22 protein-coding genes are annotated in these 26,924 nt (G+C 70.5%); 11 read left to right on the forward strand and 11 right to left on the reverse strand.

Annotated features, from left to right (window positions below; all coding sequences use genetic code 11):
* Positions 1 to 169 precede the first annotated feature (169 nt).
* On the reverse strand, positions 170 to 3,013 hold the full coding sequence (locus ACF1ED_RS26435) for a transglycosylase domain-containing protein (protein WP_391764511.1): 2,844 nt from the start codon (positions 3,011 to 3,013) through the stop codon (positions 170 to 172).
* 382 nt (positions 3,014 to 3,395) lie between these two features.
* Here ACF1ED_RS26435 and ACF1ED_RS26440 point away from each other — a divergent pair, with 382 nt between their 5' ends.
* The 3 genes from ACF1ED_RS26440 to ACF1ED_RS26450 all read left to right on the forward strand — a co-directional run bounded on the left by ACF1ED_RS26440 (position 3,396) and on the right by ACF1ED_RS26450 (position 6,545).
* Positions 3,396 to 4,070, forward strand: coding sequence for a PadR family transcriptional regulator (locus ACF1ED_RS26440; RefSeq protein ID WP_030753872.1), 675 nt, complete (start codon positions 3,396 to 3,398; stop codon positions 4,068 to 4,070).
* A gap of 48 nt (positions 4,071 to 4,118) precedes the next feature.
* Positions 4,119 to 5,201, forward strand: coding sequence for an inositol-3-phosphate synthase (locus tag ACF1ED_RS26445; protein ID WP_200425002.1), 1,083 nt, complete (start codon positions 4,119 to 4,121; stop codon positions 5,199 to 5,201).
* A gap of 84 nt (positions 5,202 to 5,285) precedes the next feature.
* On the forward strand, positions 5,286 to 6,545 hold the full coding sequence (locus ACF1ED_RS26450) for an MFS transporter (RefSeq protein WP_391764514.1): 1,260 nt from the start codon (positions 5,286 to 5,288) through the stop codon (positions 6,543 to 6,545).
* 53 nt (positions 6,546 to 6,598) lie between these two features.
* Here the strand turns inward: ACF1ED_RS26450 and ACF1ED_RS26455 are convergent, their stop codons facing one another.
* Positions 6,599 to 8,041 (reverse strand): CCA tRNA nucleotidyltransferase, encoded by a 1,443-nt coding sequence (locus tag ACF1ED_RS26455; RefSeq protein WP_391764516.1) that lies wholly within the window; start codon positions 8,039 to 8,041, stop codon positions 6,599 to 6,601.
* 235 nt (positions 8,042 to 8,276) lie between these two features.
* On the opposite strand from ACF1ED_RS26455, the gene ACF1ED_RS26460 reads away from it, so the two are divergent.
* The 7 genes from ACF1ED_RS26460 (at position 8,277) to trxA (ending at position 17,969) form a co-directional block, all read left to right on the forward strand.
* On the forward strand, positions 8,277 to 10,691 hold the full coding sequence (locus ACF1ED_RS26460; RefSeq protein WP_391764518.1) for a DUF6049 family protein: 2,415 nt from the start codon (positions 8,277 to 8,279) through the stop codon (positions 10,689 to 10,691).
* Positions 10,692 to 10,736: 45 nt separating this feature from the next.
* Complete coding sequence (murJ, locus tag ACF1ED_RS26465; RefSeq protein WP_391764520.1) at positions 10,737 to 13,019, forward strand: murein biosynthesis integral membrane protein MurJ; 2,283 nt, start codon at positions 10,737 to 10,739, stop codon at positions 13,017 to 13,019.
* Positions 13,020 to 13,135: 116 nt separating this feature from the next.
* Positions 13,136 to 14,827 carry a protein kinase family protein gene (locus ACF1ED_RS26470; RefSeq protein ID WP_391764522.1) on the forward strand — a complete coding sequence of 564 codons (1,692 nt, stop codon included), beginning with the start codon at positions 13,136 to 13,138 and terminating at the stop codon, positions 14,825 to 14,827.
* Between the two features lie 22 nt (positions 14,828 to 14,849).
* Positions 14,850 to 15,551 (forward strand): RNA polymerase sigma factor SigM, encoded by a 702-nt coding sequence (gene sigM, locus ACF1ED_RS26475; protein ID WP_391764524.1) that lies wholly within the window; start codon positions 14,850 to 14,852, stop codon positions 15,549 to 15,551.
* Positions 15,548 to 16,465, forward strand: coding sequence for a hypothetical protein (locus ACF1ED_RS26480; RefSeq protein WP_391764526.1), 918 nt, complete (start codon positions 15,548 to 15,550; stop codon positions 16,463 to 16,465). Before sigM ends, ACF1ED_RS26480 begins: the two co-directional genes overlap by 4 nt.
* A gap of 160 nt (positions 16,466 to 16,625) precedes the next feature.
* The gene (gene trxB / locus ACF1ED_RS26485) at positions 16,626 to 17,591 is read left to right on the forward strand and encodes a thioredoxin-disulfide reductase (protein ID WP_387270156.1); all 966 of its coding nucleotides are present in this window, start codon (positions 16,626 to 16,628) and stop codon (positions 17,589 to 17,591) included.
* Positions 17,592 to 17,636: 45 nt separating this feature from the next.
* On the forward strand, positions 17,637 to 17,969 hold the full coding sequence (trxA, locus tag ACF1ED_RS26490) for a thioredoxin (protein WP_351853495.1): 333 nt from the start codon (positions 17,637 to 17,639) through the stop codon (positions 17,967 to 17,969).
* 65 nt (positions 17,970 to 18,034) lie between these two features.
* Here trxA and ACF1ED_RS26495 read toward each other — a convergent pair whose 3' ends face one another.
* From ACF1ED_RS26495 to rpmH, 9 genes are all read right to left on the reverse strand, one after another.
* A complete protein-coding gene (locus ACF1ED_RS26495; RefSeq protein WP_391764529.1) occupies positions 18,035 to 18,652 on the reverse strand; it encodes a GNAT family N-acetyltransferase in 618 nt (205 codons plus the stop codon).
* A 163-nt stretch (positions 18,653 to 18,815) separates the two neighbouring features.
* Positions 18,816 to 19,874 carry a ParB/RepB/Spo0J family partition protein gene (locus ACF1ED_RS26500; protein WP_391764531.1) on the reverse strand — a complete coding sequence of 353 codons (1,059 nt, stop codon included), beginning with the start codon at positions 19,872 to 19,874 and terminating at the stop codon, positions 18,816 to 18,818.
* Positions 19,871 to 20,950: a ParA family protein gene (locus tag ACF1ED_RS26505; RefSeq protein WP_391764533.1), complete on the reverse strand. Its 1,080-nt coding sequence runs from the start codon at positions 20,948 to 20,950 to the stop codon at positions 19,871 to 19,873. Before ACF1ED_RS26505 ends, ACF1ED_RS26500 begins: the two co-directional genes overlap by 4 nt.
* A gap of 238 nt (positions 20,951 to 21,188) precedes the next feature.
* Entirely contained in the window at positions 21,189 to 21,905 is a 717-nt protein-coding gene (rsmG, locus tag ACF1ED_RS26510) for a 16S rRNA (guanine(527)-N(7))-methyltransferase RsmG (protein ID WP_391764535.1), read from the reverse strand.
* Between the two features lie 125 nt (positions 21,906 to 22,030).
* Positions 22,031 to 22,540 carry a protein jag gene (locus ACF1ED_RS26515; RefSeq protein WP_391764536.1) on the reverse strand — a complete coding sequence of 170 codons (510 nt, stop codon included), beginning with the start codon at positions 22,538 to 22,540 and terminating at the stop codon, positions 22,031 to 22,033.
* Between the two features lie 31 nt (positions 22,541 to 22,571).
* Complete coding sequence (yidC, locus tag ACF1ED_RS26520) at positions 22,572 to 23,858, reverse strand: membrane protein insertase YidC (protein ID WP_391764538.1); 1,287 nt, start codon at positions 23,856 to 23,858, stop codon at positions 22,572 to 22,574.
* A gap of 3 nt (positions 23,859 to 23,861) precedes the next feature.
* Positions 23,862 to 24,188, reverse strand: coding sequence for a membrane protein insertion efficiency factor YidD (gene yidD, locus ACF1ED_RS26525; RefSeq protein WP_030493766.1), 327 nt, complete (start codon positions 24,186 to 24,188; stop codon positions 23,862 to 23,864).
* The gene (gene rnpA / locus ACF1ED_RS26530; RefSeq protein ID WP_043222725.1) at positions 24,185 to 24,556 is read right to left on the reverse strand and encodes a ribonuclease P protein component; all 372 of its coding nucleotides are present in this window, start codon (positions 24,554 to 24,556) and stop codon (positions 24,185 to 24,187) included. Before rnpA ends, yidD begins: the two co-directional genes overlap by 4 nt.
* A 21-nt stretch (positions 24,557 to 24,577) precedes the next feature.
* Positions 24,578 to 24,715 carry a 50S ribosomal protein L34 gene (gene rpmH, locus ACF1ED_RS26535; RefSeq protein ID WP_015659252.1) on the reverse strand — a complete coding sequence of 46 codons (138 nt, stop codon included), beginning with the start codon at positions 24,713 to 24,715 and terminating at the stop codon, positions 24,578 to 24,580.
* Positions 24,716 to 25,073: 358 nt separating this feature from the next.
* On the opposite strand from rpmH, the gene dnaA reads away from it, so the two are divergent.
* Positions 25,074 to 26,861, forward strand: a complete 1,788-nt coding sequence (gene dnaA / locus ACF1ED_RS26540; protein WP_391764540.1) for a chromosomal replication initiator protein DnaA — start codon at positions 25,074 to 25,076, stop codon at positions 26,859 to 26,861.
* Positions 26,862 to 26,924 lie beyond the last annotated feature (63 nt).

Genomic DNA, 26,924 nt, shown 5'->3' on the forward strand with positions numbered 1-26,924 from the left:
ATTGCGAAACCCGCCCGCCCCGGGGGCGAAACCGGCCCCCCCGGCCATCTTTTTTACACTTTAAACACTACGGCCCCCCGGCCCCCGCTCCGTACGTGCTGTACGGAGCGGGCCGCGGCGGCCCTCACCCGGCCGGGACCCGCCCTCACGGGCCGGGACCCCGGCCACCTCAGTCGAAGAGGCTGCCGCCTCCGGTGGACCCGTCGCTCGGCTCGCCGCCGCCACCGTTGTTGTTGCCGTTCCCGGGGCCGCCGGGCTCCGTCGTGGTCGGCGGTGGTGACGTGCCCGTGTCCGTCGGTGTCGGATCCGTCGGCTGGCCGGTGTTGCCGCCGTCCCCGCCACCCGTGGTGTCGCAGTTCCAGCTGTCCCAGATGCTGCAGGTGGTCTTGCCGGGCTTCGGCTCCTTGGTGGTCGGACGGCCCGAGTCGGTGGGCGTCGCCGGGGGAGTCGTCGTCGGAGCGGTGGTGGCCGTCTCGGTCGGCGTCGCCGTCTCGGTCGGCGTCGGGGTGGCCGTCGGGCTCGGCGTGGCGCCGCCGCCGTAGACCGCCTTGGCGTCGGGCAGCTTCTCCGGCTTGGGGAACTTCTCGACGGGCAGGTCCGCGACGGCGTCCGTCATGTAGTCGTTCCAGATCTGGGACGGGAAGGACGAGCCGTGGATCGAGTCCTGGCCACCCGTTCCGTACATCTCCAGGAACTCGCGGCCTTCCTTGGTCTCGTCGTCGTCGAAGCGGTACATGTCGATCGCCGTCGAGAGCTGGGGGGTGTAGCCGACGAACCAGGCCGACATGTTGTCGTCGGTGGTACCCGTCTTGCCGGCCACGTGGCGGCCCGGAATGGCCGCGTTGTTGCCGGTGCCGTCCTCGTCCTCGACGACGCTGCGGAGCACGTCGGTGACGTTGGAGGAGACGGCCGAGGAGAACGCCTGCTTGGGGTCTTCCTTGTGCTGGAAGATGACCTGGCCGCCCTTGACCACCTTGGTGACCGAGTACGGCTCGTTGCGCACGCCCTCGTTGGCGAAGGTGGAGTACGCGCCGGCCATGCGGATCGCGCTCGGGCTGGAGATACCGAGGGAGAAGGAGGGGACCTCGCCCTTCACCAGGGAGTCGGGGCGCAGACCGGCGGCGACGGCCGCCTCGCGCACCTTGTCGATGCCGACGTCCATGCCGAGCTGCACGAAGGGGGAGTTGGCGGAGACGATCATCGCGCGGCGCAGGCTGATGTTGCCGTAGCTCTGGTCGCCCTCGTTGTCCTGCTTCCACTCCTTCCCGTTCTCGTCGTGCCAGATCTCACCCGTGTAGGTGCGGACCTTGAGGTCGTCCTTGCCGCTGTAGCGGCTCTTGTCGGGGTCGACCAGCGTGCGTGTGGAAGCGTCCTGCACCTTCTCGCCCTTAGGGTCGCGGACGCCGTCCTTCATCGCGGCGGCGAGCACGAAGGGCTTGAACGTCGAGCCGACCTGGGCGCCGGTGGTGTCGGCGTTGTTGGTGTAGTGCTTGGTCGCGTCCTGGCCGCCGTAGAGGGCGACGATGGCACCGGTCTCGACGTCGACGGAGGCACCGCCGAACTCGACGTGGGTGTCGTCCTTCGGACGCTTCTTCTCGTCGATGTACTCGTCGTAGATCTTCTTGACCGACTCGGACATGGCGTCCACCTTCTTCTTGTCGAAGGTGGTGTGGATCTCGTAGCCGCCGAGGTTCAGGGCTTCTTCGCTGATGTCGTACTTGCTGCGGAAGTTGGCCTTCGCGGTGGCGACCAGGTAGCCGATCTGGCCGCCCAGCTGCGCGTCCTGCTTCGGCTTCTGGATCTTCGGAAGGGTCTTGTACTTCGCCCGCTCCGCCGCCGGGATCTTCCCGTCCTTGACCATCTCGTCGAGGATCCAGGACCAGCGGATGGTGAGCCGCTCCAGGTTCTTCTGGGGGGTGGCGTTGGGGTCGACCTCGGGGTAGCCGGCCGGGTCGAAGTACGTGGCGCCCTTCAGCACGGAGGCGAGGACGGCCGACTCGGAGGCGTTGAGGTTCTTGGCGTCCTTGTCGAAGTAGGCGCGGGCGGCGGCCTGGATGCCGTAGGCGTTGCGGCCGTAGTAGGCGGTGTTGAGGTAGCCCGCCAGGATGTCGCGCTTGTCGACCTCGTTGCCGACCTTGATGGAGATGAAGAGTTCCTTCACCTTCCGGGACAGGGTCTGCGACTGGTCGTTGAGCAGGCCGTTCTTCACGTACTGCTGGGTGATGGTCGAGCCGCCCTGGGTCTCGCCGCCCTTCGCCATGTTCCACACGGCGCGGCCGATGCCCATGGGGTCGACGCCCCAGTCGGTACGGAAGGTCTTGTTCTCCGCCGAGATGACGGCTTCCTGCATGACCATCGGAATCTGCTCGATGCCGACGATCTGGCGGTTCTGGCCGGCGCCGGTCGCGACCATGCGCGAGCCGTCTTTCCAGTAATAGATGTTGTTCTGGGAGGTCGCGGCGTCGGCCACGTTCGGGATGGTCACCTTGGAGTACGCGATGACCGAGCCGCCCATGATGAGCGCGAAGAAGACCAGGAACGTTCCCGTGACGAGCTTCCACGACGGCATCCAGCGGCGCCAGCCGTGCTTGCCGAACCGCGGGTAGTCGATCATGCGCTTCTTGCCGGGCGGAGGCCCGCCCGGGCCGCCACCGCGGCCGCCCCCGCCGCCTCCGCCGCGGCGGCCACCGCCGCCGGGACCGCTCGGTCCGCCGGGGCCGGCCGCGGGCGCGCGGCGGCGACCGCCCCGCTGGGCGGCCCGCCGGGCCTCCGCGCGGCCGCCGTAAGGACGTGCCTCCTCCCCGTGGGAGGAGGAAGACCCGTAGGAACCGGACGACCCGTACGCATCGGAGGACCCGTAAGGGGCCGGCGATCCGTACGGAGGCGTCCCCGTACCGGGGTCATGGGCCGGGGCCGACCTGCGGCCGGCCGGCTGCTGGGCGGCGCGTCGTGCCGCCGCGCGGCCGCCCGTCGGCGGCTCCTGCGACGGCATCCTGCGACGGTGCTCGCTCATCGAACGACTACTCCTCGGGCAGGCGCGTACGCCTGGAAGCGGCAGTTGAGTTCCGGTCCCCCCGAAATGCGGACGCCCGGAGCCCATCGAAGGCCCCTTTCGTACCGCAGCCGGTCACCCGCTGCACTGACGCCCCAGCGCGGCTCCTGGTTCCCGGTGGTGTGCATGCCGCACAGACTACGCACGGCCAAAACCTCTCTTGCGCCGGAGTTCCCCCCAAATCAGGCAAGTCGCACGCTGTGAATTGACGATGTGACGCCGGTCACGGCACGTCCACTTGTCGGACCTCTCGGGCCGTTCTATCGTGCTGATGTATCGAGTCGATACATCAGCACGGCATAAAGATTTCCGAGGCGAACCGCAGGACGGAGGAAGGCGACACATGAGCAGACGCTCCGGCATCCTCGAGTTCGCCGTTCTCGGCCTGCTGCGTGAAGCCCCGATGCACGGCTACGAGCTGCGCAAGCGCCTCAACACCTCGCTCGGCATCTTCCGCGCGTTCAGCTACGGGACGCTCTACCCCTGCCTCAAGACGCTGGTCGCCAGCGGCTGGTTGATCGAGGAACCGGGCAGCGCCCCCGAGGAGGCACTCGCCTCGTCACTCGCAGGACGCCGGGCCAAGATCGTCTACCGGTTGACCCCGGAAGGTAAGGAGCACTTCGAGGAGCTCCTCTCCCACACCGGCCCCGATGCCTGGGAAGACGAGCACTTCGCCGCCCGCTTCGCGTTCTTCGGCCAGACCGAGCGCGAGGTGCGGATGCGGGTCCTCGAAGGCCGCCGCAGCCGGCTGGAGGAGCGCCTGGAGAAGATGCGCGCCTCGCTGGCTCGGACGCGCGAGCGACTCGACGACTACACGCTTGAGCTCCAGCGCCACGGAATGGAGTCCGTGGAGCGCGAAGTGCGCTGGCTGAACGAGCTCATCGAGAGCGAGCGGGCGGGACGCGACCAGCGGCCCGGCACCGACGCTCCGCACGACAACGATTCTGGAGAGACGGGCGGCCTGCCCCGGCACGGGGGCAGTACCCGGCCGGATCCGTCCGACGACACCGCCAAGTGAAACCCTGCCTCAGCAGGGCTTCCACGATCACAACAGGGAGCAACCGGAATGGGTTCGGTTCGCGTAGCCATCGTCGGCGTGGGCAACTGCGCCGCCTCGCTGGTGCAGGGCGTCGAGTACTACAAGGACGCCGACCCGGCGACCAAGGTGCCCGGCCTGATGCACGTCCAGTTCGGCGACTACCACGTCGGTGACGTCGAGTTCGTCGCCGCCTTCGACGTCGACGCGAAGAAGGTCGGCCTGGACCTCGCGGACGCCATCGGCGCCAGCGAGAACAACACCATCAAGATCTGCGACGTGCCCGCCTCCGGCGTCACCGTCCAGCGCGGCCACACCCTCGACGGCCTGGGCAAGTACTACCGCCAGACCATCGAGGAGTCCGCCGAGGAGCCGGTCGACGTCGTCCAGGTCCTCAAGGACAAGCAGGTCGACGTCCTCGTCTGCTACCTGCCCGTCGGTTCCGAGGCCGCGGCGAAGTTCTACGCCCAGTGCGCCATCGACGCCAAGGTCGCCTTCGTCAACGCCCTCCCGGTCTTCATCGCCGGCACCAAGGAGTGGGCCGACAAGTTCACCGAGGCCGGTGTCCCGATCGTCGGCGACGACATCAAGTCCCAGGTGGGCGCCACCATCACGCACCGCGTGATGGCCAAGCTCTTCGAGGACCGCGGCGTCCGTCTCGAGCGCACCATGCAGCTCAACGTCGGCGGCAACATGGACTTCAAGAACATGCTCGAGCGCGAGCGCCTGGAGTCCAAGAAGATCTCGAAGACGCAGGCCGTCACCTCGCAGATCCCGGACCGCGAGCTGGGCGAGAAGAACGTCCACATCGGCCCGTCGGACTACGTGGCCTGGCTGGACGACCGCAAGTGGGCGTACGTCCGCCTCGAGGGCCGCGCCTTCGGCGACGTCCCGCTGAACCTGGAGTACAAGCTCGAGGTCTGGGACTCCCCGAACTCGGCCGGTGTCATCATCGACGCCCTGCGCGCCGCGAAGATCGCCAAGGACCGCGGCATCGGCGGCCCGATCCTCTCCGCGTCCTCGTACTTCATGAAGTCCCCGCCGGTCCAGTACTTCGACGACGAGGCCCTGGCCAACGTCGAGAAGTTCATCAAGGGCGAGGTCGAGCGCTGACCTTCCGAGGTCCGACGCGCTTCACCTGACGAGGGTCCCCGCGGCACTGCCCGGGGACCCTCGCCGTGTGTGAGTCTTGCTGCCATGTCCGTCGTACGTGATCTGCGCGTACTGCTGCGCCTGCGCGACTTCCGGCGCCTGCTCGCCGTCCGGCTGCTCTCCCAGTGCGCCGACGGGGTCTATCAGGTCGCCCTGGCCACGTACGTCGTCTTCTCCCCCGAGAAACAGGCCTCGCCCGCCGCCATCGCCTCCGCCATGGCCGTGCTCCTGCTCCCGTACTCCCTCGTCGGCCCCTTCGCCGGGGTCCTCCTGGACCGCTGGCAGCGCCGCCAGGTCTTCCTCTACGGGAACCTGCTCCGCGCCCTGCTCGCCGGCGGGACCGCCGTGCTGGTCCTCGCCCCGGTCCCCGACTGGCTCTTCTACGCCTCCGCCCTCTCCGTCACGGCCGTCAACCGCTTCGTCCTCGCGGGGCTCTCCGCCGCCCTGCCCCGGGTCGTCGACGAGGAACGGCTCGTCGTGGCCAACTCGCTCTCGCCCACCGCGGGCACCCTCGCCGCCACCGTCGGCGGCGGACTCGCCTTCGGCGTCCGGCTGCTCGCCGACGGCTCCGACGCGGCCGTGGTAGCCGTCGGTGCCGCCCTCTATCTCTGCGCCGCCCTCGCCTCTCTGCGGATCGCCCGGGAACTGCTCGGCCCCGACCCGGACCAGGTGCCGGCCCGGCTCTCCACGGCGCTCGCCTCCACCGCCCGGGGCCTCGCCGCCGGACTCCGCCACCTCGCCGAACGCCGGCCGGCCGCCCGGGCGCTCACCGCGGTCGGGCTGATGCGCTTCTGCTACGGCGCCCTGCTCGTGACCGTGCTGATGCTCTGCCGGTACGCCTGGAGCACCACCGAGTCCGAGGGGCTGGGGCTCCTGGGGATCGCCGTGGCCGCCTCGGGCGCAGGTTTCTTCGCCGCCGCCGTCCTCTCACCCTGGGCCGTGGGACGGTTCGGGCCCTTCGGCTGGATGGTCCTGTGCTCGGCCGCTGCCGCCGTCCTCGTCCCGACGCTCGCCCTGTCCTTCACCCCCGCGCCCTTCCTCGTCGCCGCCTTCGTCCTGGGGCTCATCACCCAGGGAGCGAAGATCGCGACGGACACGGTGGTGCAGACCCAGGTGGACGACGCCTACCGGGGGCGGGTCTTCTCGCTCTACGACGTGCTGTTCAACGTCGCCTTCGTGGCGGCGGCCGGGGTCGCCGCCCTGATGCTGCCGCCAGACGGCCGCTCCCCGCTGCTGATCGTGCTGGTGGCGGCGGGGTACGCGGGCATCGCGCTGCTCCTGCGCGGCGGGCGGGACGCCCGGTGATGTTTCACGTGAAACAGCCGACGCGCCGTTTCACGTGAAACACCGGCGCGCGGTCAGTCGCGCGCCGCCCACCACTCCTTGAGCGCGGCGACGGCCTGCTCGTACTCCATCGGGCCGTTCTCCAGCCGCAGCTCCAGCAGGAACTTGTACGCCTGCCCGACGGCGGGACCCGGCTTGATCTCCAGGATCTGCTGGATCTGGTTGCCGTCGAGGTCGGGACGGATCGAGTCCAGCTCCTCCTGCTCCTGGAGCTGGGCGATGCGGTCCTCCAGGCCGTCGTAGGCACGGGAGAGCGCGGACGCCTTGCGCTTGTTGCGCGTGGTGCAGTCCGAGCGGGTCAGCTTGTGGAGGCGCGAGAGCAGCGGGCCGGCGTCACGGACGTAGCGGCGCACGGCCGAGTCGGTCCACTCGCCCGTCCCGTACCCGTGGAAGCGCAGGTGCAGCTCCACGAGACGCGAGACGTCCTTGATCATCTCGTTCGAGTACTTCAGCGCGGTCATGCGCTTCTTGGTCATCTTCGCGCCCACCACCTCGTGGTGGTGGAAGGAGACCCGGCCGTCCTTCTCGAAGCGGCGGGTGCGCGGCTTGCCGATGTCGTGGAGGAGCGCGGCGAGCCGGAGCACCAGGTCGGGTCCGTCCTCCTCCAGGTCGATCGCCTGGTCGAGGACGGTCAGGGAGTGCTCGTACACGTCCTTGTGCCGGTGGTGCTCGTCGCTCTCCAGCCGCAGCGCGGGCAGCTCGGGAATGACGTGCTCGGCGAGACCGGTCTCGACGAGCAGGCCGAGCCCCTTGCGGGGGTGCGCCGAGAGCAGCAGCTTGTTCAGCTCGTCCCGGACGCGTTCGGCGGAGACGATCTCCAGCCGGTCGGCCATCTCCGTCATCGCCGTGACGACCTCGGGGGCGACCTCGAAGTCGAGCTGAGCGGCGAAACGGGCCGCCCGCATCATCCGCAGCGGGTCGTCGGAGAAGGACTCCTCGGGCGTGCCGGGGGTGCGCAGGACCCGGGCGGCGAGATCGTCCAGGCCACCGTGCGGGTCGATGAACTCCTTCTCGGGGAGGGCCACGGCCATCGCGTTGACGGTGAAGTCACGCCGGACGAGGTCCTGGTCGATGGAGTCGCCGTAGGAGACCTCGGGCTTGCGGGAGGTGCGGTCGTACGCCTCGGAGCGGTACGTCGTGACCTCGATCTGGTAGCCGTCCTTCTGCGAGCCGACGGTGCCGAAGGCGATCCCGACCTCCCAGACGGCGTCGGCCCAGGGACGGACGATCTTCAGGACGTCCTCGGGGCGGGCGTCCGTGGTGAAGTCCAGGTCGTTGCCGAGCCTACCGAGGAGGGCGTCCCGTACCGAGCCGCCGACCAGGGCGAGGCGGAATCCGGCCTCCTGGAAGCGGCGGGCGAGGTCGTCGGCGACAGGGGCCACACGCAGCAGTTCGCTGACGGCGCGGTGCTGCACCTGGCTCGGTTCGGTCGGGGTGTCTTCGTTGGCGTTCGGCACAACAGAAAAGGGTACGTGCCCCGCCCCGCCCCGACGCCCCCGTTTTCCCGTGCCCGCTCCCGCCCGGCCAGGAGCCGTCTGTGGGGTTCCTGTGAAAACGGCCTCCTCCGGCGTCATCGGCTGGAGGACTCCCCGGCACTCGGCCCCTCCGTGCCTCGTTACCATGCCTGGACACAGCAACCGGGCACCACTGGCATCACGGGCACCACCGACAACGACGAGGACGGGCGAACGCGTGGCTGAGGCGGCAGCTTTCCAGGGAACCGGTCCCTCACCTGCCCGCCGATGGCTGCGGCGCACCCTCACCGTCGCCGTCGGGGCGCCCCTCCTCGCCGGCCTGCTCCAGAACCCCTCGGCCTCGCCGGCCCAGGCCGCGGAGGAGGCCCCGGTCTCCCGGACGGTCGATGTGTCGATCGACACGCTGACGCCGAGCGCACCGGTCGAAGGGGACACCGTCACTGTCACCGGCACCCTGACCAACCGCGGCAAGCGGGTCATCACCGACGCGACGGTGAACCTGCGGGTCGGCCCCCGGATGGACAGCCGCAGCGAGATCGACCAGGTCGCCCGGCGGAAGGGCTTCCGCTCCGACAGCGACCCGCAGCCGCTGGACGCCCCCGAGATCGACATCGCCCGCCTGCCCGTCGGCGTCCCCCGCGACTTCCGGATCTCCGTACCCGTCTCCGAGCTGGACCTCGACGACGAGGGCGGCGTCTACCAGCTGGGCGTCTCCCTCACCGGGCAGACCTCGGACGCGCGCTGGGACCGCGTCCTCGGCATCGAGCGGACCTTCCTGCCGTACCAGCCCGAGCCGACCGCCAAGCGCACCCAGCTCACCTACCTGTGGCCGCTGATCTCCTCGGCCCACATCTCGGCGGACACCGCCTCGGACGACCAGCAGACCCCCGTCTTCCAGGACGACGACCTGGCCGAGGAACTCCGCCCGGGCGGCCGGCTCGACGAGATGGTCACCCTGGGCAAGGACCTCCCGGTCACCTGGGTGATCGACCCGGACCTGCTGGCCTCGGTCGACGCCATGGCCAACGGCTACCGGATCAAGGACGGCACCGGGCACGCCGCCGGCACCGATGCGAACCGCAAGCTGGCCGAGCGCTGGCTCGGCCAGCTGGAGAAGGCGGTGCAGGGCCGCAAGGTGGTCGCGCTGCCCTTCGCCGACCCCGACCTCGCCTCCCTCGCCCACCGCGGCAAGGCCGTCCCCGGCTCGCTGAAGCACCTCCAGTCGGCGACCCAGCTGGCGGGCCCGACGGTCGAGACGATCCTCCACGTCCAGCCGTCCACCGACTTCGCCTGGCCCGTCGAAGGCGCCGTCGACCCCTCGATCATGGCGGTCGCGACCTCGGCCGGCGCCCGCAAGGTGATCGCCCGCAGCGACAGCATCCAGGACGACGACCTGTCCTACACCCCCACCGCGGCCCGCCCCCTCGGCGGCGGCACCACGGCGGTGGTCAGCGACGCGGAACTGTCGACCGCCTTCCAGGGCGACATGGTCCGGGCCGAGACCTCGACGCTCGCCGTCCAGGAGTTCCTGGCGCAGACCCTCGCGATCACCCTGGAGCAGCCGCAGGACCGGCGCAGCGTCGTGGTCGCCCCGCAGCGGCAGCCGAGCGTGTCCCAGGCCCAGGCGATGGCGGCGGCCGTACGCGGACTCGGCGCCAAGCGCTGGACCGAGCCGCTCGACCTGGTCGCCGCGGCGGCGGCCAAGCCCGACCCCGACGCCTCCCGGACGGTGCCGCGCGCCGGGCAGTACCCGAAGAAGCTCCGCGGCGGCGAGCTGCCGGTGGACGCCTTCCGCGACATGAAGAGCACGGGCGACGAGCTGGACGACTTCAAGGTCATCCTCTCCGACGCGACCCGGGTCGTCCCGCCGGTCGGCACCGCGATCAACCGCGAGATGTCCACCTCCTGGCGCGGCCGGGCGGCCGAGGCTGCGATCTACCGCGTCGACGTCCAGGACGTCCTCCAGCGCCTCACCAAGAGCGTGGTGCTCGTCGACAAGTCCGACCTGACCCTCTCGGGGCGCAGCGCCACCATCCCCGTCACCGTGCAGAACAAGCTGCTCCAGGACGTGAAGGGGCTCGTCCTGCGGCTGACCTCCAGCAACGGGACCCGGCTGAAGGTCGACGGCGAGACCTCGGCCGACCTGCCCATCACGGTCCGCGCCGGGCACAGCCAGTCGGTGAAGTTCCCCGCCTCGGCCAATGCCAACGGCCAGGTCTCCATGACCGCCCAGCTGTACACGGTGGACGGCACCCCCTACGGCTCCCAGATGACCTTCTCCGTGAAGGTCTCCGAGATGACCCCGACCGTGATGCTCGTCATCGCCGGCGGCGTGCTGCTCCTCGTCCTCGCCGGCGTCCGCATGTACAGCCAGCGCAAGCGCCTCGCCGCCCGCACCGCCGAGGCCGAGGCCCGCGCGGAGACCGAGGCGGAGACCGGGGCGGAGACCGGGGCCGGGGCCGGGACGGAGAGCCCGGAGGGCCCCCTCGCCGGCGCCGGCGAGGCCCCTTCCACGAAGGACACCACCGCGGACGGCACGGCGGACGGAGCCGGGCACCCGAGTGACCCGGACACGGACACCGGCTCCGAAAGCGGCGACCCGTCGGGCCCGGGTGAGAAAGTGGACCGTTGAGCGATGTCGTGGCCGGTCGGCCGGGGACGATGAGGTGGGGTAACCATGAACGCGCCGTACGACGCTGACCGCGGCCAGGGTGCGGGCGGCGCCGCACCGTCCGGCGGCATGCCCGTTCCCCCCACCGGGCCGGACGGACAGCCGCTCCCGCAGGGGCAGCACCCCGAGTACCCGCCGCAGACCCCGACCGGGTACCCGCCGCAGACCCCGTACGCGCAGAGCCCGTACGGGGCCCAGCCGCAGGACCCGTCCGCGCACCCCGAGAACCCGTACGCCCAGGACCCCTACGTCCAGGACGCCTACGCCCACGACCCGTACCGGGCCCAGGACCTGTCCGCGCAGGACCCCGTGGGCGAGGCGCTCTACGACCGCGCCGCCCACCCGCCGCCCCCGCCGGGCACGTACCAGGAACCGCAGCCGCTCTACCAGCAGCCGGCCGCGCCCCAGCACGCCCCGGACCCCCGGGTCTGGGCCCAGACCCCGGCGCCCGAGCCCGACGGCCCCTCCCGCCACCTCCCGTACGGCGACGACGCCCGCACGGTCCAGTTCACCGGCGTCGACGACCTGGTGACCCGGGCGAGCGAGGAGGAGCGGCCCGAGCAGGACGCCTTCGCCCACCTCTACCGCGACCAGCAGGGCCAGGTGCCCGCCCCGGCCGCGGAGCCCGACCCGCTGCCCGCCCCCGCGCCGAAGAAGGGCGGCCGCGCCTCCGGGCTGCTGAAGTCGAGCGCCGTGATGGCCGCCGGCACGCTGGTCTCCCGGCTCACCGGCTTCGTGCGCTCCCTGGTCATCACCGGCGCCCTCGGCGCCGCGCTGCTCGGCGACACCTTCACCATCGCGTACACCCTGCCGACGATGATCTACATCCTCACCGTCGGCGGCGGCCTCAACTCGGTCTTCGTGCCGCAGCTGGTCCGCTCGATGAAGAACGACGAGGACGGCGGCGAGGCGTACGCCAACCGCCTGCTCACCCTCGTCATGGTGGCGCTTGGCCTGATCGTCGTCGCGGCCGTCTTCGCGGCCCCCGTCCTGATCCGGCTGATGTCGAACACCATCGCCGACGACGCCGCCGCCAACAGCGTCGCGGTGACCTTCGCCCGCTACTGCCTGCCCACGATCTTCTTCATGGGCGTGCACGTGGTGATGGGCCAGATCCTCAACGCACGCGGCAAGTTCGGCGCGATGATGTGGACCCCGGTCCTCAACAACATCGTCATGATCATCACCTTCGGCCTGTTCATCTGGGTCTACGGCACCTCCGCCGAGTCCCACATGGGCGTGCAGACCATCCCCGACGAGGGCATCCGCCTGCTCGGCATCGGCACCCTCCTCGGCCTCGTCGTCCAGGCGCTGGCGATGATCCCGTACCTGCGCGAGACGGGCTTCCGCTTCCGGCCCCGCTTCGACTGGAAGGGCCACGGCCTCGGAAAGACCGTCAAGCTCGCCAAGTGGACCGTCCTGTTCGTCCTCGCCAACCAGGCGGGCGTCCTGGTCGTCACCCAGCTCGCCACCGCGGCCGGCGAGGAGTCCGGCAAGAACGGCGCCGGCTTCCTCGCGTACTCGAACGCCCAGCTGATCTGGGGCATGCCGCAGGCCATCATCACGGTCTCCGTCATGGCCGCCCTGCTGCCCCGGATCTCCCGCGCCGCCAGCGACGACGACCCGGGCGCCGTCCGCGACGACATCTCCCAGGGCCTGCGCAACTCCGCCGTCGCCATCGTCCCGGTCTCCTTCGCCTTCCTGGCCCTCGGCGTCCCGATGTGCACCCTGCTGTACGCCTCCAGCGGCGTCGAGGCCGCCCAGGGCATGGGCTTCATCCTGATGGCCTTCGGCCTCGGCCTGATCCCCTACTCGGTGCAGTACGTCGTCCTCCGCGGCTTCTACGCCTACGAGGACACCCGCACCCCCTTCTACAACACGGTCATCGTCGCCGCCGTCAACGCGGCGGCCTCCGCCCTCTGCTACGTCCTGCTGCCCGCCCAGTGGGCCGTGGTCGGCATGGCCGCCTCCTACGGCCTCGCCTACGCCGTGGGCGTCGGCATCGCCTGGCGCCGGCTGCGCAACCGCCTCGGCGGCGACCTGGACGGCGCGCACGTGCTGCGCACCTACGCCCGCCTCTGCATGGCCTCCCTGCCGGCCGCGGTCGTCGCCGGAGCCGTCGGCTTCGGCCTGCTGAAGCTGCTCGGCGAGGGCGCCCTCGGTTCGCTGGTCGCGCTCGTCGTCGGCGGAGCGGTGCTCCTCGGCGTCTTCTTCGTCGCCGCGCGCCGCATGCGGATCACCGAACTGAACACCCTCGTGGGCATGGTGCGGGGCCGCCTGGGACGCTGATCCCCACCCCGGGGCAACCATCGGGGGGACCCGTGTGTCGTGCATAGCGTCCGACTGTGGGCACAATTGGCTTGGCTGTTGGATGTGGCGCAACGGATGGGGAGGCAGGAACGACGGTGGCGGAACGTAGCACGGCTGCCGTCGACGTGGCCGACAACAGCGGTGACGACCCGCTGACCGCGCAGGCGGACACGGCCGCGACCGACGGGGTGGCGGAAGAACGGAAGACGGCGGAGGAGCCCACCGGGTCCCCCGAGCAGAAGGCGGTCGAACGGAAGAACGGCGAACAGCCCTCCCTCGCTCCACCCGAGCTGCACAGCGGCCACAAACTGGCGCGGCGCTACCGGCTGGAGGAGTGCGTCACCCGTTTGGACGGCTTCAGCAGCTGGCGCGCCGTCGACGAGAAGCTGCGGCGCGCCGTCGGCGTGCACCTGCTGCCGGCCGACCATCCACGCGCCCGCTCCGTCCTGGCCGCCGCCCGCTCGGCGGCCCTCCTCGGAGACCCCCGGTTCGTCCAGGTCCTCGACGCGGTCGAGGAGAACGACCTCGTCTACGTCGTCCACGAGTGGCTTCCCGACGCCACCGAGCTGACCGCGCTCCTCGCCGACGGCCCGCTCCAGGCCCACGAGGCCTACCAGCTCGTGGCCCAGATCTCCCAGGCCATGGCCGCCGCGCACCGCGAGGGCCTGGCGCACCTGCGGCTCACTCCGAGCGCCGTCCTGCGCAGCTCCACGGGCCAGTACCGCATCCGCGGCCTCGCGGTGAACGCCGCCCTGCGCGGCATCACCGCCGACCGGCCGCAGCGCACCGACACCGAAGCCATCGGCGCCCTCCTCTACGCGGCGCTCACCCAGCGCTGGCCGTACGAGAGCGACGCCTACGGCCTCTCCGGGCTGCCCAAGGGCGTCGGCCTGATCCCGCCGGACCAGGTCCGCGCCGGCGTCCACCGGGGCCTCTCCGAGATCGCCATGCGCGCCCTCGCCAACGACGGGGCCACGGCGTCCCGTCAGGAGCCGCCCTGCACCACGCCGGACGAACTCGCCAAGGCCGTGGCCGCGATGCCCCGCGTCAAGCCGCCGGAGCCGGAGTTCCCCCCGCCCGCCCAGTACCAGCGCACCACGTACCAGCAGGGCACGTACGGACGCCCGCAGCCGCGCCCCGTGCCCACCCAGCCCCTGCCGGTCCCGCCGGCGCCGCTGGAGAGCCGCACGGGCAAGGCGCTGAAGTGGGCGGTCGGCGCCCTCCTCATCGCCGCGCTGGGCCTCGGAAGCTGGCAGATCGCCGACCGTCTCCTCCCCCAGGAGTCCAAGGAGGAGCCGCAGATCGTCCAGCCTCCGGTCGACGAGAAGCCGGAGCCGCCGAAGCCGGTCACGATCGTGTCCGCCAAAGACTTCGATCCGCTCCCCAAGGGCAGCGGCGCGGAGAACCCCGAAGCCGTGAAGAACGCCTTCGACGGGGACACGAGCACCTTCTGGCACACGCTGAACTACACCAGCGAGAACTTCGGCAACCTGAAGTCCGGCGTCGGGCTGGTGCTGGACCTGGGCACGGCCCAGAAGGTCAGTGAGGTCGACCTGTCGTTCGTGGGACACACCTCGGTGGAGATCCGCACGGCACCGGACGGCGCCTCCACGGCACCGTCCGGGCCGGAGGGGTTCACGACTCAGGTGTCCAGGGCCGGCAGCCAGGTGAAGGCCAAGCTCACCAAGCCCGTCACGACCCGCTACGTTCTGGTCTGGCTGACGAAACTGCCGCTCACCAACGGCGAGTTCCGCGGCCAGCTGACCGAAGTCAAGGTCATGGGCTGACGACAGGGGAGGGGGCACACCGTTGGACCGTCCGATAGACGCCGCAGACGACCGGGAACTCCTGGCCCGTCATGTCGCCGGGGACCCGGACGCCTTCGGTGAGCTCGTACGGCGCCACCGCGACCGACTGTGGGCGGTGGCGCTCCGCACCCTGGGGGACCGCGAGGAGGCCGCCGACGCCGTCCAGGACGCCCTCCTGTCCGCCTTCCGGGCCGCCCACACCTTCCGGGGCCAATCGGCCGTCACGACCTGGCTGCACCGCATCACGGTGAACGCCTGCCTGGACCGCCTCCGGAAGAGCGCCACCCGACGCACCTCGCCCGTGGACGACACCGCCCGCTTCGAGCAGCTCCTCGAACCGCACGAGTCCGCCGAGGCCCCCGCCGAGCGCCAGGACCTCCACCGGCAGCTGCTCGCCGCCCTCGCGACGCTCGCCCCCGACCAGCGCGCCGCGCTCGTCCTCGTCGACATGCAGGGATACCCGGTCGCCGAGGCCGCCCGTATCCTCGGCGTTCCCACGGGCACCGTGAAGAGCCGCTGCGCGCGCGGGCGGGCCCGGCTGCTGCCGATGCTCACTCATCTGCGCGTGGACACCGTGGGTAACGAGCCCCCCGAAGGGGGAAGGAACCGGACGCCGGGGGCATCCGTCCCACCGGTGTCGGAGCCGACGGAAACCGGACCGACTGATCCAGCTGCTGTGAAGGGTGGAGGTGGGGGCGCGTGAACACGACCGAGAAGGCCGACGCCGCACAGCACCCGGACGTCTCGGAGATCTCCGACCTGACCGAGGGCCTGCTCTCCCCGAGCCGCTCCGCGACGGTCCGCCGGCACCTCGACGGCTGCGCCCTCTGCGCGGACGTCCGCAGCTCCCTTGAGGAGATCCGCGGCCTCCTGGGCACCCTGCCCGGGCCGCCGCGCATGCCCGCCGAGATCGCCGGCCGGATCGACGCCGCCCTCGCGGCCGAGGCACTCCTCGACGCCACCGCGCCCGAATCCACCCGGCCCGTTTCACGTGAAACAACGTCCGCCAAACCCGCGGTTTCACGTGAAACAGTCCCCCCGGCCCCCAAGGCCCGCCCGTCCGGCGGGCGCCCTCCGGCTCCCCGGGCGGCCACCGGCCCCGGACGCGGCCGCACCCGCCGCCGGATCGCCGTCCTCTCCGGCATCGCCGGATCGCTGGTCGCCGCCGTCTGCGCGTACAGCCTCTACGCGCTCTCCCAGAACGGCGCGGACACCCACGGCGTCGCGGCCGACACGACCACCAGCACGTCCCTGAACACCTTCTCCGGAGAATCGGTCGAGGACAGGGTCGAGAGCCTGCTCGCCGACGGGAACCCCTCCGCCCGCGCGCCGAAGGCGGATCGACCCGAGTCGCTCACGGCCGAGGAAACGGGGAACGTCGGCACCGCCCAGCGGAACAGCGACGGCGCCCTCCCCCCGTGCGTCCTCGCGGGCACCGGGCGCCAGGAGGCCGTCCTCGCCTCCGAGCGCGGCGAGTACGAGGGCGCCTCCGCCTATCTCCTCGTCCTCCCCGACCGGACCGACGGCGACCGCGTGCAGGCGTACGTCGTCGACGCCTCCTGCACCGGGAACACACCGGCGAAGCTGCTCCGAACGGCCTCCTACCCGAAGCCCTGAGCACCGCCGCGTCCCGCCGCCGTCTCACGGTTCGTCTCACGCACGCGCCGCGCGGCGCTCTCGGGAATGCTCGCCCCTTAGGATCCGTTGGGTGGGGTGAGAGTGACCGAGACACCGCCCCGTAGGCAGTAGGCAGTCCGCAGAGACGAGGAAGAAACCCGTGAGCGACGTCCGTAACGTGATCATCATCGGCTCCGGGCCCGCAGGTTACACCGCTGCGCTCTACACGGCCCGAGCGTCGCTGAACCCGCTGGTCTTCGAAGGCGCCGTGACCGCCGGTGGCGCCCTGATGAACACCACCGAGGTCGAGAACTTCCCCGGCTTCCGCGACGGCATCATGGGCCCGGACCTCATGGACAACATGCGGGCGCAGGCCGAGCGCTTCGGCGCCGAGCTCGTCCCGGACGACGTCGTCGCCGTGGACCTCACCGGCGACATCAAGACCGTCACCGACACCGCCGGCACCGTGCACCGCGCCAAGGCCGTCATCGTCACCACCGGCTCGCAGCACCGCAAGCTCGGCCTGCCGAACGAGGACACTCTCTCCGGCCGCGGCGTCTCCTGGTGCGCCACCTGCGACGGCTTCTTCTTCAAGGACCAGGACATCGCCGTCGTCGGCGGCGGCGACACCGCGATCGAGGAGGCGACCTTCCTCTCGCGCTTCGCCAAGTCGGTGACCATCGTCCACCGCCGTGACACCCTGCGCGCCTCCAAGGCCATGCAGGAGCGCGCCTTCGCCGACCCGAAGATCAAGTTCGCCTGGGACAACGAGGTCACCGAGATCCACGGCGAGCAGAAGCTCTCCGGTCTGACCCTGCGCAACACCAAGACGGGCGAGACCAGCGCGCTGCCGGTCACCGGTCTCTTCATCGCCGTGGGCCACGACCCGCGGACCGAGCTGTTCAAGGGCCAGCTGGACCTCGACGAGGAGGGCTACCTCAAGGTCGCCGCCCCGTCGACCCGCACCAACCTCACGGGCGTCTTCGGTGCCGGTGACGTCGTCGACCACACCTACCGTCAGGCCATCACGGCCGCCGGTACCGGCTGCTCCGCCGCGCTCGACGCCGAGCGCTTCCTGGCCGCCCTCGCCGACAGCGAGAAGCTGGCCGAGACCCCCGCGGTCTGACCCGAGCTCCCTTCACCCACACCCCGCGAAGTTAAGGAGGCCGCCGTGGCCGGCGCCCTGAAGAACGTGACCGACGCTTCCTTCGAAGAGGACGTCCTCAAGAGCGACAAGCCCGTCCTGGTGGACTTCTGGGCCGCCTGGTGCGGCCCGTGCCGTCAGATCGCCCCGTCGCTGGAGGCCATCGCCGCCGAGCACGGCGAGATCGAGATCGTGAAGCTCAACATCGACGAGAACCCGGCCACGGCCGCGAAGTACGGCGTCATGTCCATCCCGACGCTGAACGTGTACCAGGGCGGCGAGGTCGTGAAGACCATCGTCGGCGCCAAGCCGAAGGCGGCCATCCTGCGTGACCTGGAGCCCTTCGTCTCGGCGAAGTGACCCCACGCTGTTTCACGTGAAACGGCCCGCCCCTCTCCCGGGGCGGGCCGTTCCGCGTTCGGAAGTCACAGCGGCCGGAGCGCGGGTTCCTTCTGCACCGCGCCGAGCAGCCGGTCCAGGGCCAGCTCGACGTCCTCCTTCCAGGAGAGCGTCGTCCGCAGTTCCAGCCGGAGACGGGGAAAGGAGGGGTGCGGGCGTACGGTCTTGAAGCCGACCGCGAGCAGGTGATCGGCCGGCAGCACGCAGGCCGGCTCCTTCCAGCGGGCGTCGCCGAACGCCTCGATCGCCTTGAACCCCCGCCGCAGCACGTCCTTGGCGACGGTCTGCACCATCACCCGGCCCAGCCCCTGCCCCTGGTACTCCGGCATGATCCAGGCCGTCATCAGCTGGACGGCATCGGCCGCCACGGGGCTCGTGGGGAAGGCCGTCGACCGGGGCACATAGGCCGGGGGAGCGTAGAGGACGTACCCGACCGGCACCTCGTCCACATAGACGACCCGGCCGCAGGAGCCCCACTCCAGCAGGACGGCGGAGATCCACGCCTCCTTCTCCGCCTCCGCGCGGGCCGCCTTCACCGCGGCCTCTCCGCTCACGGGATCGAGCTCCCAGAAGACGCAGGAGCGGCAGCGCTTCGGGAGGTGCGGAAGATTGTCCAGCGTGAGCGGTACGAGCCGACGCCCCACGGCTGCCCTCGCTTCCCTGGCCGCCGGGCGGCCACCGAGCACGGATACGGCTCTCGGAATCGTATCCATCGGACTTTCGGGGCGACACCGCACACGGGCAAAGGGCGGGGAGCCTCCCGGTGACACCCGGAACGCTCCCCGCCCTGGGGACTGCGAGGGAGGGCTACTCCTCCTCGCCCTGCTCCCACTCCTGGTCGGCCTTCAGCTGGTCCATGACCTTGTTCTCACCGGGGGCCAGCGTCGCGAGGATCCGGTCGAGGTCCTCCACCGAGGCGAACTCGACGACGATCTTGCCCTTCTGCTGCCCCAGGTCGACCTTCACCCGGGTCTCGAAGCGGTCCGAGAGACGGGTGGCCAGGTCGGAGAAGACCGGCGAGACCCGAGCGCCGGCCCGGGGCTTCTTCGCCTTGGTGACCGCGGGCTCCTCGAAGCTCATCAGCCGCACGATCTCCTCGACCGTCCGCACCGAGAGTCCTTCGGCGACGATCCGCTGCGCCAGCTGGTCCTGGGCCTCCGGGTCCTCCACGCCGAGCAGGGCGCGGGCGTGCCCGGCGGAGAGCACTCCGGCGGCGACCCGACGCTGCACCGCCGAGGAGAGCCGCAGCAGCCGCAGGGTGTTGGAGACCTGCGAGCGCGAGCGACCGATCCGGTCGGCGAGCTGGTCGTGGGTGCAGCTGAAGTCGGTGAGCAACTGCTCGTAGGCGGCGGCCTCCTCCAGCGGGTTCAGCTGGGCCCGGTGCAGGTTCTCCAGGAGGGCGTCCAGGAGCATCTTGTCGTCGTCGGTGTCCCGGACGATCGCCGGGATGGTCTGCAGGCCGGCCTCGTCGGAGGCTCGCCAGCGCCGCTCGCCCATGATCAGTTCGTAGCGCCCGCCCTCGATCTTGCGCACGACCACGGGCTGGAGGAGGCCGACCTCGTTGATGGAGGTGACCAGCTCGGCGAGAGCGTCCTCGTCGAAGACCTTCCTCGGCTGGTGCTGGTTGGGGGTGATGTCACCGATCGGGATCTCGGTGAAGTACGCCCCGGCGACCAGTGCCGGCTCGGGCTCCGCCGGTGCCAGCACCGGCTCGGACTGCGGGACGCCCTGGGGGAACAGGCGTGCCGCACCGCTCCCGGGGAGCGTGGAGACGGCACCGGCCTCCGGCGCCTGCTGGTCCTGGGGAGCACCGGCGAACAGCGCGCCGAGCCCCCGCGGTCCCAGTCCCCTACGTCGGTCGCTCACTGAAGTTCCTCCGCCATGCTGTGCTGGTTGTTCTGGTGCCCCACGCGGCCGTGCTGCTGGGGCTCGTAGTGGACGGCGACGCCCCGGTAGGCGATCTCGCGCGCCGCTTCGATGTACGACAGGGCCCCGCTGGAGCCCGGGTCGTAGGTGATCACGGTCTGGCCGTAGCTGGGGGCCTCGGAGATGCGGACGGACCGCGGGATGCTGGTCCTGAGCACCTCCTGCCCGAAGTGGGTGCGGACCTCCTCGGCGACCTGGGAGGCGAGCCTGGTCCGGCCGTCGTACATGGTCAGCAGGATCGTCGAGACGTGGAGCGTCGGGTTGAGATGCCCGCGGACCAGGTCGACGTTCTTCAGGAGCTGTCCCAGGCCCTCCAGCGCGTAGTACTCGCACTGGATCGGGATGAGCACCTCGGCGCCCGCCACCAGGGCGTTCACCGAGAGCAGGCCGAGGGAGGGCGGGCAGTCGATCAGGACGTAGTCCAGCGGCTGCTCGTACGCCTGGATCGCCCGCTGGAGCCGGCTCTCGCGCGCCACCATCGACACCAGCTCGATCTCCGCACCGGCGAGATCGATCGTGGCCGGGGCGCAGAAGAGACCCTCGACGTCCAGGACCGGCTGGACCACTTCGGAGAGCGGCCTGCTGTCGACGAGGACGTCGTAGATCGAGGGGACGTCGGCGTGGTGGTCGATGCCCAGCGCCGTGGAGGCGTTGCCCTGCGGGTCCAGGTCGATGACGAGGACCCGGGCGCCGTGCAGCGCCAGGGAGGCCGCCAGATTGACCGTCGTGGTCGTCTTGCCCACGCCGCCCTTCTGGTTGGCCACCACCATGATGCGGGTCTGCTCGGGACGGGGCAGTCCCTCCCCGGCGCGCCCCAGCGCCTCTACGGCCAGCTGGGCAGCACGGCCAATGGGGGTGTCGTCCATCGGGGGCAGCGTTTCACGTGAAACATCTTCCCCAGCCGATTCGGTTCGGGGACCGGGGACCGGATCGGTCATCGGTCCCGCGATGTTGGCGTCGGACCGCAAGGATTCACTCTCCTCGGCATCAAGCTCGCGATGGGAAGAGCCTGCCATGCCTTCGGGGTCCGGAACCAGCGAGGTCGGTGGATCTGTGGGTGAATCCACCTCTGTGGAAAACTCCGTAACCCTCGCGGGTGGCTTCACACGGGGTCTGCGGTCCCGGGGGGTGGCCGCCGCGCGCCCGCGGCTGATGATCCCCTGGAGCAGTGAGCGATGTTTCACGTGAAACACGATGCCCCTGCGGCCCTGCCGGGACCGTTCGACACTCCGTGAAAGCGGACGAATGCGACGCTCAGCGGCGTCGGCGGGTCTTGCTCGTCCGGGCGGCCTTGGCCCGCTTGGCGGCGAAGCGCACCCCGCCCGGGCTCTCGCCGACCTCGACCCGGACCACCGTGGACATCGGGTCGACGATCCCCTCGCCTACCTGGAGCACCGAAGTCTCCACCACACCCAGCTTGGCGAGCGCCGAGCGTGCCCCGTCGAGCTCCTCCTCCGCGGTGTCGCCCTTCAGCAGCAGCATCTCGCCGTAGGGGCGGAGCAGCGGAACGCCCCAGCCGGCCAGCCGGTCCAGGGGCGCCACGGCACGGGCGGTCACGACATGCACCGGCGGGAACTTGCCGAGCATCTCCTCGGCCCTGCCCCGCACGACGGTCACGTGGTCGAGGCCGAGCAGTTCCACGACCTCCAGGAGGAAGTTCGTGCGGCGCAGGAGCGGCTCCAGGAGCGTGATCTTCAGATCGGGCCGCACCAGGGCCAGCGGGATGCCGGGCAGGCCGGCACCCGAGCCGACGTCGCAGACCGTGACGCCCTCGGGAACGACCTCCGAGAGGACGGCGCAGTTCAGCAGGTGGCGCTCCCACAGCCGCGGAACCTCACGAGGGCCGATGAGCCCCCGCTTCACACCGGCGTCCGCGAGCAGCTCCGCGTACCGCACGGCCTCGGGGAAGTACTCGCCGAAGACTTTCCGCGCCTGTTCCGGCGCCTCGGGGAGCTCCGCTGCCTCCGTCACGGGGACCGTCCTTCCGTACCGCACGCGTACGTGCGAGCGCACTGTGGTGGCTGAGTGGCTGAACTATCAGGCTGACAAAGATCGGCCCCGTCTGCGAACAGACGGGGCCGACGCGATGAGAGGGGTCAGGCAGGGAGGACGACGACGAAGCGCTGCGGCTCCTCGCCCTCGGACTCGCTGCGCAGACCGGCGGCGGCGACCGCGTCGTGCACGACCTTGCGCTCGAACGGGGTCATCGGGTCCAGCTTGACCGGCTGGCCGGAGGACTTGACCTCGTCCGCGGCCTTGGCGCCGATCTGGGCCAGCTCCGTGCGCTTCTGCGCGCGGAAGCCGGCGATGTCGAGCATCAGGCGGCTGCGGTCACCGGTCTCCCGGTGCACGGCCAGGCGGGTCAGCTCCTGGAGCGCCTCCAGCACCTCGCCGTCCCGGCCCACGAGCTTCTGCAGGTCGCGGCTGTGCGAGTCGCTGATGATCGAGACCGCGGCCCGGTCCGCCTCGACGTCCATGTCGATGTCGCCGTCGAGGTCGGCGATGTCGAGCAGACCCTCAAGGTAGTCGGCCGCGATCTCACCCTCCTGCTCCAGGCGGGTCAGGGTGTCGCCACCCTCGGCGGCGGAGGTGGTGCCTTCCGTCACGGATGGACTCCTTCTAGCTACGTGGACGCTTCTACTTCTTGGAGGACGGGTGCTTGGGCCGCTGCTGGCCCTTGCGCTGGCGGGAGCTGCCGGAGTTGGCGCGGCTGCGGCCGCCCTGCGGGCCGCCCTTGGCGGGCGTCTCGGGCTTCTTCTCCAGCGAGGTCTTCGGCTCGGTGTCCTGGGCGGCCTCGCCCGCGGACTCCTCCGCCGTCTCCTCGACCGCCTCGTCGGCCTTCGCCTGGGCGGCGGCCTGGCGCTGGGCCTTGGTCTGGCGCTTGGGCTGCTGCCGCTTGGGGGCGGCGGTGCCCTCGGCCTCGGCCACGGCGGCGTCGCTCTTCACCACGCTGCCGTCGGCCTGGGCGGCGAAGCCGGCCTTGGCGAGACCGCCGATGAAGCGGCGCTCGTTCTCGTTGCGGTCGGAGCCCTTGGCGACGATCGCCTTGACGACGGCCTTGTGGCGACGGCTGCGGATCTCACCGTGCTGCGTGACGCTCTTCAGCAGGCGCTGGAGGTAGGAGTCCTGCGCCTTGCTGCCCGGGGTCGGGTTCTGGTTGATCACGTACATCTGCTGGCCCATGGTCCACACGTTGGTGGTCAGCCAGTAGACGAGGACACCGACGGGGAAGTTGATGCCCATGACGGCGAAGATCACCGGGAAGATGTACATGAGCATCTTCTGCTGCTGCATGTACGGGGTCTTCACCGAGAGGTCGACGTTCTTCATCATCAGCTGGCGCTGGGTGAAGAACTGCGAGGCCGACATCAGGACGATCATGATCGCGGTGACGATGCGGACGTCGGTCAGCGAGGCGCCGAGGGCCGCGACGGCCTCGGGGGAGTCCATGAACTTCGACGCGATCGGGGCGCCGAAGATGTGCGCCTCACGGGCGCTGTCGACCAGGTTCTGGTTGAGGACACCGATCTCCTTGCCCGACGCGATGTTGGACAGCACGTGGTACAGGGCGAAGAAGAACGGCGACTGGGCGAGGATGGGAAGGCACGAGGAGAGCGGGTTGGTGCCCGTCTCCTTGTACAGCTTCATCATCTCTTCGGACTGACGCTGCTTGTCGCTCTTGTAGCGCTCCTGGATCGCCTTCATCTTCGGCTGGAGCGCCTGCATGTTCCGCGTCGACTTGATCTGCTTCACGAAGAGCGGGATCAGGCAGATGCGGATCAGCACCACGAGGGACACGATCGACAGGCCCCAGGCCCAGCCCGTGTCGGGGCCGAAGATCGCCCCGTACAACTTGTGGAACTGGACGATGACCCAGGAAACGGGCCAGGTGATGAAGCTGAACAGACTGGCAATCGTGTCCACTAATCAGGCTCCTTGAGCATTGGGCGAGGTCTCTGCGGCCGGGCTCGTCTCGGCGGAGATCCCGCCCTTGTCGCCGCGCAGCGCGTTCCTGAGCATCTCGTGCCAGCGCGGACGCTTCCGCGGGGGGACATGGTCCACACCGCCGGGCGACCACGGGTTGCACCGCAGGATGCGCCAGGCGGTCAGGGCGATGCCCTTGATCGCGCCATGCCGGTCTATGGCCGTGAATCCGTAGTGGGAACACGACGGGTAGTACCGGCAGACGTCGCCCAGAAGCGGGCTGATCGTCCACTGGTACAGCTTGATGAGGGCGAGGAACGGGTACTTCATCGCGTACCCCCTCCCAGCAGCCGCTGGAGGGCGGCGTCCAGGTCGCGGGCCAGGTGGGCGTGGTCGGCGTCACCGGCTCCGGGCAACGCCCGTACGACCACCAGGCTACCGGGGGGCAGCGCGGAGAGCCGGTCGCGGACGAGGTGGCGCAGACGACGCTTCACCTGGTTGCGGACGACCGCACCGCCCACGGCCTTGCTCACGACGAAACCCGCACGCGTCGGGGGAGCGCTCTCCCCAGGCGCGTGCGGGTCCGTTGCACCGCTACGTAGGTGGACGACGAGGAGGGGGCGACCGGCCCGGCGTCCTCGACGTACCGCGGTTGCGAAGTCCTCGCGCCGCCTCAGCCGATTCTCGGTAGGCAGCACGTCATGACCTGTTTAGGTGGATCAGGCGGACAGGCTCGCGCGACCCTTGGCACGGCGGTTCGCCAGGATGGCGCGGCCGGCACGGGTACGCATGCGCAGGCGGAAACCGTGGGTCTTCGCGCGACGACGGTTGTTCGGCTGGAAGGTGCGCTTGCTCACTCGGGGGCTCCAGAAATGATTCGGGTGGTGGCGGGACATCGCCTGGCTGTCACCGTGCGCCCACGAGTAGCTCGCAATACGCCCGAGTGCACCGCTTCACAGCCACACTACGGTGACCTTCGCCCATCGGAGGCAGGCGGCAGCAGCCATCGACAACTCGACCTGGTTACGGTACGCGCGGTTACGCCATCCGGTCAAACCGACCCGGCGGAGGGGTCGCTTGTGCACAGGCTGTGGACAACAACTTGAACCACGTCAGCCGCCCCGACTACCGTGGCTGGACTCGACTAACTCTTCCGTTCTGTTCTTATCGTCCCGAGAACCACACCTTCGTGGGACCTGCGAGAAAGCGTGCCCCGTGGCTGACGTACCTGCCGATCTTGCCGCAGTGTGGCCACGCGTGCTCGACCAGCTGCTCGGAGAAGGACAGCAGGGCATCGAGCCCAAGGACAAGCAGTGGATCGAGCGCTGCCAGCCGCTCGCGCTGGTCGCGGACACCGCGCTGCTCGCCGTCCCCAACGAATGGGGCAAGCGCGTCCTGGAGGGCCGGCTGGCCCCCCTGATCAGCGAGACCCTCAGCCATGAGTGCGGCCGCCCGATCCGGATCGCGATCACCGTCGACGACTCCGTCGGCGAGCCGCCCCCCGTGCCCTCCCCCGGCCGGCCGCCGCAGCCGCGCTACGACGAGCGTCCGCAGCCCGAGCCGTACGAGAAGTACGACGCGTACGGTCACCGCGCGCTGCCCGACGACGGGCTGCCCACGGCGCGCCCCGCCTACCCGGACTACCAGCAGCAGCCGCGCCCCGAGCCGGGCGCCTGGCCGCGGTCCCAGGAGGACCTCGCCTGGCAGCAGCCGCGCCTCGGCGGCTTCCCGGAGCGCGCCCCGTACACCGGCCCGGCCGCCCCTGAGCCGTCCGGGCGCCCGCGCTACGACGAGCCCTCCCGCGGCTACGAGCAGCCGCAGCGGCCCGAGCGCTCCGAGGTTCCCGAGCCCCCGGGCGCCGGTCCGCGCCCCGGTCCCGGCCCGGGCGGCCAGGGCGTGGGGCCCGGCGTCGGCCAGGGCTCCCTCGGCGGCTCCGGTACGGGCTCCGGCTCCGGCGGGCCCGGCGAGCCGCACGCGCGGCTGAACCCCAAGTACCTCTTCGACACCTTCGTCATCGGTTCCTCGAACCGCTTCGCCCACGCGGCCGCGGTCGCGGTGGCCGAGGCGCCGGCGAAGGCGTACAACCCCCTCTTCATCTACGGCGAGTCGGGGCTGGGCAAGACCCATCTGCTGCACGCCATCGGGCACTACGCGCGGAGCCTCTACCCCGGCACGCGCGTGCGGTACGTGAGCTCCGAGGAGTTCACCAACGAGTTCATCAACTCGATCCGCGACGGCAAGGGCGACGCCTTCCGCAAGCGCTACCGCGACGTGGACATCCTGCTCGTCGACGACATCCAGTTCCTCGCGAGCAAGGAGTCGACGCAGGAGGAGTTCTTCCACACCTTCAACACCCTGCACAACGCGAACAAGCAGATCGTGCTCTCCTCGGACCGGCCGCCCAAGCAGCTGGTGACCCTGGAGGACCGGCTGCGCAACCGCTTCGAGTGGGGACTCACCACCGACGTGCAGCCGCCGGAGCTGGAGACGCGCATCGCGATCCTCCGCAAGAAGGCGGTGCAGGAGCAGCTGAACGCCCCGCCGGAGGTACTGGAGTTCATCGCCTCCCGGATCTCGCGGAACATCCGCGAGCTGGAGGGCGCGCTGATCCGGGTGACGGCCTTCGCGAGCCTCAACCGGCAGCCGGTGGACCTGGGGCTGACCGAGATCGTCCTCAAGGACCTGATCCCGGGCGGCGAGGACTCGTCGCCGGAGATCACGGCGCCGGCCATCATGGCGGCCACGGCCGACTACTTCGGGCTGACGGTGGAGGACCTCTGCGGTTCCTCGCGCAGCCGCGTGCTGGTGACGGCCCGCCAGATCGCCATGTACCTGTGCCGGGAGCTGACGGACCTGTCGCTGCCGAAGATCGGCGCGCAGTTCGGCGGCCGCGACCACACGACCGTCATGCACGCGGACCGGAAGATCCGCGCCCTGATGGCGGAACGGCGCTCCATCTACAACCAGGTCACCGAGCTGACCAACCGCATCAAGAACGGCTGACAGCGGCTCCGTACGACCGCTCCACAGCCGTTGCACGACCGCTCCACCGCCGTTGTACAGCCG

The sequence above is a fragment of the Streptomyces sp. NPDC014656 genome, assembly GCF_043084305.1.
Taxonomy (GTDB): domain Bacteria; phylum Actinomycetota; class Actinomycetes; order Streptomycetales; family Streptomycetaceae; genus Streptomyces.